Here is an 11,362-nt window from a genome sequence, read left to right as displayed (position 1 = left end):
GCCTTATTTAGATATTTTTTGAATGGATTCATACACATACTGACGTTTTTTAAAGATAAGTTCTACGATAATGGATAAGTATTTAATAACAATGGCTAATATGCCGAAGATTCCAAAAAAAGAAAATGAGAGAAAAAGAATCGTTGGCGTCCAGCCTTCGACAGGATTTTGAAAACAATAGACAATCACAGCATATATAGCGACAATCGTTGTGATCAGCATCATAATCAGTGTCATGGTAATGGCAAACCGATAACCGACATCAGTAAAGAGGATCAGTGCATCAATTGCCAACTGGCTTCGCCTTTTTAAATCATTTCCGCTTGATGAACCGAGCTGTTCGGTCACATCAAAAGACAGCGTCGACATTTTCAAGCCGCAATTGGCGTATAGCGCTTTGCGGTAAGGAGCCGTTTCACTCATGCTTCTAACGCGATTAATCGCTCTTCTGGAAAGCATGCGGAACGATTCCGTATCGAGGGCGTAACTAAAAGAAGCAAAGCGATTAAAAACACTGTAAAACCATTTCGAGGTTACTGGCTGTCTGATGTTTGGAGTCGCATTGACAATATCAAAACCTTCAATTGCACGCTGGTAAATGGCTTTAACTGATTCTGGCGAAAAGAGCAAATGCGTTTGATCAAATTCAAAGACAAAATCGCCAATGGCGAGATCGACACCCGCAGTCATAGAACGTTCAAGGCCTTGATGATAACTCATGTTAATGAGTGTCAATGCAGCCGTCTTATCTTCGCATTCAAAATTTTTAACATAGTTTGCAGTGCCGTCTTTTGATGCATCGTTGACACAGATTATTTCATAGCGTTCAAAAAGAAGTGCCATCGTGTGGTCGACGCTTTTTAAAAAAGTCAGTATAGTCGTTTCCACATCATGAAGATAGATCACAGCCGAAACAAACTGTTTCTCACGATCACATTGATTATTTTGTGCTTCCATATTGGTCGAGTACCTCCTCAAGATCATAAACGGCATTGATTTTACCGGAAAGTACGCTGACAAAAGTCGGCGATTCTGAAAAAACTTTTACAAGGGTAGGCCGAGAATCGTCAATTTCCGATACGGTCAAAATTGGTTTTATCGCATAAAGTGATCCAACATATTCGAAATCAAAATCCGGTTTTAAATATTTCTTTGCCAAACTACTCATATACGGCCATGCGCTTTCGGGCTTTGAAGGGCAGTCATTGCAATTTCCGAGTTGTTCCGGTGTGCAATATCCCTTACTTTGCGCCTGACATGGAAATGTTGGCAAAACGTCAAAAGATGTTTTGTGCGGTGTAAAAGTCACAGATGTCAACGAGTGCAACCCCGTTTTCCCAAAAGGCATAATCGAAAAAAAAGGCCCGTCCATAACGGTAATGCCAAGTGGGGCTAAAGCATCATTTGGTGTCACTAAAATAATTTCGCAAAGTTCATATTTAATCTTAAATGGCTGAAAATCCATTTTTGTAATAATTTGATTAATAGAGGCATAAGTTGCATTTAATAAGAAAGGCGCCGTCAGTGTTTCACCAGTTTCCAGTGTTATCCGATAGAGGTGATCGCATGATTCAATTTGTTTAATGCGAGCACCATACTGAATAGTTACACCGTCTAATGGCTCAATAGACGCCAGCATCGTTTCTCTAAGGATGTTAGCATCATATGTGTATTCTCTTGTTTGAAAAGCACCGTCACACATGCCTTCTTTAAAAATCCGCTGTGTGGCAATGGGGGTGCAAGGGATACCTACGGCATGACAAAACTTTTCAAATTGATGCGCCTCTGTCCAAGAAAACTGCTTAGACGTCGCATAGATTTTTTCAAATGTCGAATGAATACATGTCGCATATGCCGTATTAAAGCGATCAAAATAACCAGCTGACTTCTTCGCGGTTGCAAATGAACGCGGGTAGTGGTAGCCGAGGTGAACCCTTGCCTGATTGGCATAAGTCGCCCTTTTAAAAGGGGCCTCATCATACTCTAGAACGAGGACTGCTTCACCTTTTTTACCAGTGTATTCAGCGGCATATAAGCCATACAGACCGGCGCCAATGATAATTTTATCATATTGTCTTTCCGTAGGCCGTTCGTTGGTTTCTTCCGGCATTTGTTTTAATGAATGCAATTGCTTATCAGATTCTATTGATATCAAAATTTGCTCCTAAAATGAAATTCAATATAAAGTCTAAAGATATGCTTAAGGTAATTAGCTGTTTGCTTAAAAAAATGTACCGTTGTCTGATGATCGTCTTCCCATCTCACTGGCAGCTCATCAATGTGCATTTGCATTCGCTCAGCTCTAAGCAACATTTCAATAAGGTAGAACCATCCGTTTTCATCACTGGAACTTTCAGCAAGCCGTTTAGCCGCCTCGGCTTTAAAAAACTTAAAACCACAGATCGCGTCGGATGCTTTTAAACTTAAAAAGAGCTTCAGCAAGTAGACCAATCCCCTCGATGAAAGTGCACGGTACCACTTGCGACCGTCCATTTTTGACGCTTTGCTCAATCTTGAACCGTTGAGCAGCATTAAAGTCGGTGACTGGTCAAAAGCGCGCAAGACATCTTCAAGATGTGTGATATCAGTTGACAAATCAACATCCATATAACCGATAACATCTGCTGTATTAATAGCGAGTCCTGCTCTAAATGCGGCACCGACACCTTTGGTATCAATGCGAAGATATTGGATTTTTTTATGTGAAGCAGCAAGTGTCTCACCAATTGATTGTGTTTGATCCGTTGAGCCGTTGTCGACGATCGTCAAAAGAAAGTCCCAAAGGGGATAGGTAAGCAACAGGCTCTCCATATAAGTTTGCGTCGTTAGCACACCTCGTTCAAGGCGCTTTTCTTCATTTAAAACGGGAAATAGAATGTGGATCGTCTTCACCAAACGACCTCCTAAAATATTTTTTGTAAAAATAGATGGATATGGGTTGCATAATTTAAAATAGCGGCTGCTTCAAATTTATTAAGCGCCACGAAATAGACAAGTACGCCAAAAGCTAATAATGGTTGCTTTTGTATCCATTCGGACAGTTTTTCAAAATAAATTTCAGCGACAGGATCTTTTCGTTTAAACAGATAGGCAATTAAGCTAAAAGCGGCAATATAAACTGCGGCAAACCAGCGTCCCCAATCAATGGTCAGGATAAAGGCAGGCAGAATTGCCAGCGGCGTCAGGCTCAGCAATCGGTATGTGATGTGCAATTTCGCTGTATTGTGCCAAAAACGCCAGATGAATATATTTATCGGCATCATTAATATGAGGACAATGATTCCGCGAATGACACGATCTTTCAGGTCGACTTTGACAAAAGCGTCCATATGCTCTGAAAGTGATTTAAAGTATTCATATTCGATCATTTTTTCATTGACGGGAATATTGGATTGCTGATTCAGGATTTCGACAACACCACCGGCACTTTCATAATACAAGGGCGACGTTCCAAATTGAAAATATAAAAATGCCGTTGCAGCGATGACAATACCTGAAATCAGACGTATGACATCCCCTCTGTGAAATTGACTGCGATAGCATTCATAAAGCAATACGCCTAGAATAACGGCACAATAAGTAAAAAGAAAAACTTGATGAACGGCCATACCGATCAACAGCAGCGCTGGAATCATATTATTTAAATGACGTTTATCTGCAATTGAAAGCGCGATGAAGAGGATTCCAATTAAATAGAGATCCATTCTGCCGTAGTTTCCCCAGTAAAAGAGAAATGCAATGGAAGCTGGGCTGGCCATCAAGAGGATCGTCCAATAAGTGATACCTATCGTTGCTTTATCAGTAGCGGCAGTTATCGTTTTCGCGTAGAAATAAGCAAACAAGCCAATGAGAATCAAAGTAGACAGTAAGATAAAAAGGTAAAGCCTGTGTAGCGATATGGGACTGAGCAGCCATTGAAAAATACTGCCCATTAGAAATCTGGAGTGCATGCCAAAATGATAATTAAAAGCATATGGTGTCGTACACCAGTCATTTAGGCTGTTGGCATCCGGCAACCGCGAAAAGAGTTCCACGATAAGTAATAAGGCAATGCCGCTCGTTACGGCAAATATCTGCTTTGTTTTATTGGTAGGCATAGTTGTATGACTCCTGTAGTCGATCGTATACAGCTAATGATTTATCAATCGGATCATTAAGAAATTTTAAGCTATCATTATGATATCGTATGTCAGAAGGGTTGTCTACTGTGTTTATTGCGATACAGCGCTTTAAAGCAAATGAGCATTTAAGATGATCGAATGAAGAGGTGACTTTCAAGACATAAGATGGTATGATGAAAATAAGCATATTAAATATTCTCAGAAAGGAATGCTATGCAATTAAAAGAAATCGAAATAACCTATGAAGCCTTATATGATTTCGCCATGCAGGCGCACAACAGTGCTTTTGTAGATGAGGCGAAGGCTCAATATATAACCAATGAAGATGGCAGTGATATCGCCGGATTCAATGAATGGTTTATCTTTAGTTATATGCCGTCAAATGCGCAAATGACATTAGCCGATCAATACGCAAAATTGCGGAAGACTTCACATGCAGACGCGATTGCCGGCTCTCATCGAAGTGTTTATGAAGTTGCCTATGACGAAAATGGTTTTCTGTTAAAAGATATCTTTACACGCGATACGTATCGGTTGGATGGATCACAGCCGCTGGATACGGGCTTAATGAGTTTGAGAATCATTGAAATGTCTGAAAAGGTGTTTTTCGTAGGAGATGTGCTCTATTATGATCAAGCATATAAAGCAATCATCACAAAGTATATTCTCGATCAATACAATCAGCATTGTACCGCTTATGGCCCAGTTGATCTAAAAGCCTTTTTAACAACACAGAGCATGCTCATTTTCAAAATGTCCAGCATTATGTCGGAAATTTATGAAGAAAACAGTATTGATGAAACTTATTTACTCTATCAGGCAACTTATGCGCTAAGTGGATCTCACGACCAGTTGATTGATGATCTTTTATCAGTAGACACCATAACGATTACAGCAGATGAAGACGATGAAGCCATTCTTCGCGTCATTCAGGCAGATCGCATTTTTGCAGAACTTGAGTTTGAAGGCTCATTTTTATACGTGCTTTGCAACAATGAAGCGGATCGAGCATTTTTGCAATCGTTGCTGAAACCGTTTGAAGATGAAACGTTTGTTTTTGTCAAATCTGAAATTTTAACAATTGATGAATTATTGTAGAAATATTTGACAATTATGCTTTGATAAGTGTAAAATGTTTTATATAATTTGACTTAGTGTACTTTTGCTTAAGAAAGGAGTCGTTAAGAGACTATGCTTAATGCGACATCGGAACTTCCCGCCCAGGAACTTCCCCCCAGTAAAAAGTTGGAGATGAATGATGTTCTAAATGAGATTAAACACTTATTAGACAAGCACGATAACCCAACAGAAGAGCTTCAGCGTTATTTAGATGAGGTTTCATCAAAAATCAATGATGAGAACAGACAGGCACTCGCTAATATCGACCAAGATACCGTTAAAGTCTTGATCGAGAAACATCCTTATTTTAAAAATCCTTCGTCTTATCACATCCGATTGATTACAATCATGAAGTATCTGAAAAAGAAAGGTATCGACATCACCATCCCCGATTTTGACCTATTGGTTGATAATATTATTCTAAGCATTGACGGTGTAGAGAAAATCGGCTACGGTAAATATAGAAGACAAAAATTTTAGTACGTTGTACTAAAATTTTTTTTTTAGAATATTTGAAAGTTAAGTAAGGCATTTGCGTGGCATTGTATTGCAATACAAATCATAATTGGGAGGGCATTTTACATGTTTTCTGAGAATTATCTAACACTAAAGGCAAAATACGCGCATGAATCCGCCATTGTCCCAAAAGGTGAGGCTGGTACTGTTTATACGCCAGCTGAACAACAGCAGGAAATGGTTTACTTGCTGTTGTCTGCGCATATTAAGCAAAATAGACCGGATCTAATGGCACCTTTTAAACACATTTGGTGTCAATATGTCCAAAGTGATGTCTACGCAGATCAGTATTCTGCCCATAGAACAGAGGCGGCTCAAGGAGAACAGAAGAAAAAGGGAATCAATATTGAATGTAAGATAAAAGCAATTGAGGAAACCACAACAGAAGAAGTCCGCATGCTTGCCGATTGGCTTTTAAAAAAAAGTATTTTAGATCCGTGTTGCGGTTCAGGTATGCTGATACTGGCCTATTTAGAATGGCTTGCTTTTATATTAAAACAGTGTTCACGCGTGCAGCTCATCTACGATTATATTGCGAATAATGTTTATGCATTTGATATCAATGAGGATGCGATTGTCGCTTTCAATCAATTACTGAAATTATTTTTGATGTCTTTTAAACTGGAATGCCCTGAAAGGCTTAATCTCATTGTCGGCAACAGCCTTTTACACGACATGGCATCATTTGACCTCATTATTGGCAATCCTCCATATATTGGCGAAAAAGGGCACCTCGCGCTTTTTAAACCCATTAAAGAAACGACGTTTGGGCAACTTTATTATGAAGGCAAAATGGATTATTTCTATTTTTTTATCTATCGGGGCTATGAATGCTTAAAAGATGGCGGCACACTCTGCTATTTAACTTCCAATTACTTTTTTACAGCGGATGGCGCCAAGAAACTAAGGCATTTCCTTAAAACTAGGTTTTATCTGCAAAATATGCTAAACTTTGATGAGAGAACCGTATTCCAATCCAGGCGGCTGCACGCATGTCTTTATGCAGTCGCCAAAGCAAAACCGACGCATATTGATCTCTATCGCGATCTACAGACGAGTCCGAAACAGTTGCCATATGACATGGCTTTTAACGATCGTGAGCAAATTCAGTTTATTGCTTCGGATGTGGCGAATGCGATTTTGACCAAAATAAGAAATTGCCAAGTCTGCGAACTTGCTGATCGCTACGTTGTCCGACAAGGGATTGTAAGCGGTGCAGACCGATCTAAATCGCGCAGCGGTATTTTTGTCCTCTCTCATGAAGAAGCTGCTGAAACAACGCAAGCAATGCGGAAATGGCTGCGCCCATTTTTTAAAAACAGTCAGATCAGGCATTTTACCACAGAATCCACAGCGGACTATTTTATTTACTATTTGGATGACCAGGCAACAGAAGCGACAATGCCTATAGAGTTGATTGAGCACTTTGAACCGTATCGCACCTTGCTTGAGAAGCGTCGCGAAGTGAAAAATGGTGTCCGTGCATGGTATCAATTGACGTGGCCCAGAGATGAAGACCTTTTTAAAGGACCTAAAATCGTTGTGCCGCAGCGAAGAGATACCAATGCATTCGCCTATGTTGAAAGTGACTTTTATGCGTCTGCTGATGTTTATTACATTAAAAACAAATTGGCTTATAATGTTGATAACAGTCATACTAATACAATTATGCCGCTGGATATTCTTATGCTCGTTTTAAACTCAAGTGTCATTCGGTTTTGGCTCTATCTGCAGGGAAAGCGTAAGGGAACAATGTTGGAACTTTATGCCACGCCGCTGAAAGCCATGCCGATATTCAGTTTTGATACACAATCGTTATTGCAGCTCGAGCAGCTTAAAACATCCGCAAAAGACGCAAAGGGCAATCAAGTTTATCGCATTATTCAGGCTGTCGATCAAATATTATTTGATGCGCTGACATTGTCAGACGATGAAATTGCCTATATTCAGGAGAGATTATATGAAAATCATCATTAAGAAAAAGACGCCAAAATGGCATAAGCCAGCAAAAATTATTGCTGTGTTATTACTACTCGTCTTTGCATACTGGCAGTTGAAGCCCAACGTTGAAGTAACACCGCAGGAAGTTGTCATTACGCCTTTCATTCCTGAGGAAGTAGAACGTGACGGCGCTATCATTGATGTTAATGATATTCAGACCATTAACGGACAGTTTCGGTTTGTCGATGATCAAACGTTTATTTTTAAGGGTACGCACGCTAAAAAAGGGGAGGCACTTTATGAAGTCGATCTCCAAAACTTAACGTTAAGAGGCGATGTTGATGGTGATGAACCCATCACAACTACTGAGCTGACCATACAGAATCAGTCACCTGAGAATGTCACACTGCTTTATTATAACGATCTCTACAGCATGTATTATATCGCCGATGATGCACTGCGCGGTCTCTATAAAATTGATTCAGAGGGAAATGTCTATCAAATATCCAAGCGAATGGCTGTCAGTGAGAATGATCAGCCTTATACCATCGTGTCTGATAACGGTACAAAACTCGTTTATTTTGAGACGGGGACAAATCGCATCGTCACATATGATTTTATAACGAATAAAAAGAAAATTATTCAACGGTCACTAACGTTGGATCAATTAAACCACTTGCAAGATTACATTGTCATCTCACCACTTGGCGGGTATGTGCTCTTTGAAGATGATGAAAAACTTATTTATGTCTACGGGGCTGACAGTGCCAAGGCTTATGTTGACGGCTTTATGGGCATCAATCCAACTTTTTCTGAAAATGACGGTTATCTATATTATTTTTATGAAGGGGCCATGTCAGGTGATTTTGCTGGTCGCCAGTTTGGGATTGTTGACCTTAGCAATGGCAATATTCAGTATGATACTGCCGAAGATGATGAGCAATACCATATTAGCATTACGACTATTCCTGATTCTGATGCGGTTCTATATATTAACGGTATCGTCGATGACATGACGTTTATTATCGATTCGATAGAAGTTTATGATCCTTCTACAAAAGAAAAGGTGACTGCCGTCTCGATGGCAGGGACACATATTAAAATTAATTCGCCGGTGATTGTAAGAGATCATCTGATGCTGTTGTCTACACCTGAAGGAGATACGTTGTTCTATCACCTTGAAGATCAAAACCTCACAACACTGACGGGGTTGCAGCCATTTGATACGTCAATGGCAGTCCAGCAATATTATTTACCATATGAAAAAGGCTTTATTATCGCATATGGCAATGCTGTTTATCGATATGATCATCTCGGTACTATGAAGTTAATGGATTTTGAGGGCACATTGTCAAAAATCGTCCTTTCTCCTGATTATATGACCATAGCTGCTTACATCGAGGGGAATAAGATTGTTTTCAGCGATAAAATTTCAGAAGTTTATTAATGATAATTTCAACCTCCCATATATTTCCATTTTATGTTACAATAATGGTAATATATGGGAGGTTTTATGTCGCGTAAGTTAGTACTATTGCATCATGTATTGTGGATTTTACTATGGTTTTTACTTCAAAATCAATACAGTCATATGATTGTAGAAAGTCGTGTGGCCTATCCATCAAATATTCAGAGAGATATGGTATTAAAAGCAGTTCACGGCAGGATCACCAGTTATGATTATGCTAAGCAAACCGTAAGGTTTAAAACAGACGACGGCATTCAGTGGCTGATTGTCAAAATACCAGAGACTGATTTTGAATCAATGCTGCATTCTGATAATCATGGGACGATTTCGATTGATGCAAATGAAGCACAGTGGACATCGACAAAAAATCCAAATGTCTTTGATTACGATCGCTATTTATTTGCCAGTCATATTGAAGGGTGCTATACATATGAAAATTACATGCCGGATCAGATAGCACCACATGGTATTTTAGGTTTTCGGAACCGCGTTTATCTTGGATTAAAAAATCTAAAATTGCCTCACTTAAGCAGTATCCTAACAGCGTTATTCTTTGGTGAAGCAGAGGCGCTTTCAACATACGAAACCTACCGTGAATTGGGCGTTTTGCATCTGTTTACCATTTCGGGACTGCATTTTGGCGTGCTTTATATCATGTTCAACCGTCTTTTTTGCATAGGTGATATTCGCGTCAGAAAGTTGTTGACAGCGTTGGTCATGCTGCTTTTCTATTTGCTGATAGGCGGCGGCGTTGCAAGTCTTAGAGCGTTGTTAATGGCTGGTTATACTGTAGCCGCCAGTATTATTAAGCGTCCCGTCGATCGTTTGAATATGATGATTGTCACCAATATGATCATTATGTTGACGATGCCGCGTGTCATTTTAACAGCCGCCTATGCACTTTCCTTTTATGCCTATATCGGCGTTGCCTACATACTGCCAAAGTTTAACCGCTATATTTCGATTTATACAGAAAAACTTATCAAGCATAAAGTGGGGCAGTATCTGCTGCAATATATCGCCGTACAGGTTTATTTGATTCCCATCACCCTATATGTCTTTCAGACATTTAACCTATTTAGTTTTATTGCCAATGCATTGTTGATTCCCGTATACGGTTTTTTAATGCCGATACTTACGGCTTATTTTTTTATGTTTGCAGCATTGCCAAAAAATTTTTTAATGATGCTTATCGGCAAAGTACTCAATCTACTTCTTGGCATTATGGAATATGCAGTAGGTTATCTTCCCATTAAAACCATCGCATTTTATGGTCTTCAAAACAGTGACATTTTCTGCTTATTGATACTGTTTTTTCTTTTTACAGCTGCCATTGCGCTAAAGAATTGTCGACCTTACAGACGACATGTATTATACATTGGAATTCAGATGGTTCTCGTATTGACGCTGACAGGGGAATGGTATCATAGAGCTGATGATACCTTAAAAATAACCGCCATTGATGTTGGACATGGCGATTCATCGCTAATACAGTATGATGGCCTAAATATCTTAGTAGACTGCGGAACTGCATATGCCAATGTTTATACTTATCTTTTGGCAAATCATATTAATCACATCGACTATCTCGTCATCTCTCACCGGCACGATGATCATATTGGCGGCTTAACCATGATTTCAAAAAAATTGGATGTCGAAGCAGTCATTTGTTTATCTGATGTTAAAGATATGATAGAATCAGAAGGGATAACATGTCGATTTTTGCCGCCATCCGGTGAAATCGTCTATAAGGATCTCAAGCTGACCTATCACTATGCGCTTTCAGATTCGGACCCCAATAATAATAGTACTTTGATGCTGTTAACACATCGCGATTTTAATGCCGTTTTCACAGGTGATCTCTCTGGTCATACGCTGAATCAGTTCATGCTGCCAAGTGATATTGATCTGCTCAAAGTGCCGCATCACGGTTCTGCAACTGGATACGATGAAACGTTTTTCAATGAGCATCATGTTGATGTGGCAGTATTCTCTCAGAACCGACGTTATCATATGCCATCGAGTAAAGTCGTCGAAGCCTATCAGCGCATTGGTGCTAAGCTTTATACTACTTTTAATGACGGCAATATACAATTGACTGTTGACGATGATCAAGTACACATTCAAACCTATTTAGGCAGCAAGGACGATATCATCATTGATGATTAAACGCGGCTTCTAAATTCTTATATCTTAT

At 39.5% G+C, this 11,362-nt stretch carries 9 protein-coding genes; 5 read left to right on the top strand and 4 right to left on the bottom strand.

All coding sequences use genetic code 11. The annotated features are described in order from the left end of the window. Positions 1 to 3: 3 nt before the first annotated feature. Genes KHM83_RS08930 through KHM83_RS08915 form a run of 4 tightly spaced genes read right to left on the bottom strand, consistent with a single transcriptional unit; the run spans position 4 to position 4,097 of the window. A complete protein-coding gene (locus tag KHM83_RS08930) occupies positions 4 to 957 on the bottom strand; it encodes a glycosyltransferase (RefSeq protein ID WP_213236658.1) in 954 nt (317 codons plus the stop codon). Then, positions 941 to 2,155: an FAD-dependent oxidoreductase gene (locus KHM83_RS08925; RefSeq protein ID WP_425513869.1), complete on the bottom strand. Its 1,215-nt coding sequence runs from the start codon at positions 2,153 to 2,155 to the stop codon at positions 941 to 943. Before KHM83_RS08925 ends, KHM83_RS08930 begins: the two co-directional genes overlap by 17 nt. Beyond that, positions 2,152 to 2,892, bottom strand: coding sequence for a glycosyltransferase (locus KHM83_RS08920; protein WP_343213137.1), 741 nt, complete (start codon positions 2,890 to 2,892; stop codon positions 2,152 to 2,154). The genes KHM83_RS08925 and KHM83_RS08920 overlap by 4 nt, the downstream gene beginning before the upstream one ends. 11 nt (positions 2,893 to 2,903) lie before the next feature. Beyond that, positions 2,904 to 4,097 carry a hypothetical protein gene (locus tag KHM83_RS08915; RefSeq protein WP_213236656.1) on the bottom strand — a complete coding sequence of 398 codons (1,194 nt, stop codon included), beginning with the start codon at positions 4,095 to 4,097 and terminating at the stop codon, positions 2,904 to 2,906. 237 nt (positions 4,098 to 4,334) lie between these two features. On the opposite strand from KHM83_RS08915, the gene KHM83_RS08910 reads away from it, so the two are divergent. From KHM83_RS08910 to KHM83_RS08890, 5 genes are all read left to right on the top strand, one after another. After that, on the top strand, positions 4,335 to 5,219 hold the full coding sequence (locus tag KHM83_RS08910) for a hypothetical protein (protein ID WP_213236655.1): 885 nt from the start codon (positions 4,335 to 4,337) through the stop codon (positions 5,217 to 5,219). A gap of 93 nt (positions 5,220 to 5,312) precedes the next feature. After that, the gene (locus KHM83_RS08905) at positions 5,313 to 5,720 is read left to right on the top strand and encodes a hypothetical protein (protein WP_213236654.1); all 408 of its coding nucleotides are present in this window, start codon (positions 5,313 to 5,315) and stop codon (positions 5,718 to 5,720) included. A gap of 102 nt (positions 5,721 to 5,822) precedes the next feature. Beyond that, a complete protein-coding gene (locus KHM83_RS08900) occupies positions 5,823 to 7,733 on the top strand; it encodes an Eco57I restriction-modification methylase domain-containing protein (RefSeq protein ID WP_213236653.1) in 1,911 nt (636 codons plus the stop codon). After that, the gene (locus KHM83_RS08895; RefSeq protein ID WP_213236652.1) at positions 7,717 to 9,144 is read left to right on the top strand and encodes a hypothetical protein; all 1,428 of its coding nucleotides are present in this window, start codon (positions 7,717 to 7,719) and stop codon (positions 9,142 to 9,144) included. The genes KHM83_RS08900 and KHM83_RS08895 overlap by 17 nt, the downstream gene beginning before the upstream one ends. Positions 9,145 to 9,210: 66 nt before the next feature. Beyond that, positions 9,211 to 11,334 carry a DNA internalization-related competence protein ComEC/Rec2 gene (locus KHM83_RS08890; protein WP_213236651.1) on the top strand — a complete coding sequence of 708 codons (2,124 nt, stop codon included), beginning with the start codon at positions 9,211 to 9,213 and terminating at the stop codon, positions 11,332 to 11,334. Positions 11,335 to 11,362: the final 28 nt, after the last annotated feature.

It is taken from the genome of Fusibacter paucivorans (assembly GCF_018390735.1).
Classification (GTDB): Bacteria; Bacillota; Clostridia; order Peptostreptococcales; family Acidaminobacteraceae; genus Fusibacter; species Fusibacter paucivorans.
The sequence above is the reverse complement of the archived record's forward strand: the minus strand, read 5'-3'. Positions and strand labels throughout refer to the sequence as shown.

Coding starts and splice junctions, on each gene's coding strand:
- KHM83_RS08930 (WP_213236658.1), bottom strand. CDS start 957: ATGGAAGCACAAAATAATCAATGTGATCGTGAGAAACAGTTTGTTTCG.
- KHM83_RS08915 (WP_213236656.1), bottom strand. CDS start 4,097: ATGCCTACCAATAAAACAAAGCAGATATTTGCCGTAACGAGCGGCATT.
- KHM83_RS08910 (WP_213236655.1), top strand. CDS start 4,335: ATGCAATTAAAAGAAATCGAAATAACCTATGAAGCCTTATATGATTTC.
- KHM83_RS08905 (WP_213236654.1), top strand. CDS start 5,313: ATGCTTAATGCGACATCGGAACTTCCCGCCCAGGAACTTCCCCCCAGT.
- KHM83_RS08900 (WP_213236653.1), top strand. CDS start 5,823: ATGTTTTCTGAGAATTATCTAACACTAAAGGCAAAATACGCGCATGAA.
- KHM83_RS08895 (WP_213236652.1), top strand. CDS start 7,717: ATGAAAATCATCATTAAGAAAAAGACGCCAAAATGGCATAAGCCAGCA.
- KHM83_RS08890 (WP_213236651.1), top strand. CDS start 9,211: ATGTCGCGTAAGTTAGTACTATTGCATCATGTATTGTGGATTTTACTA.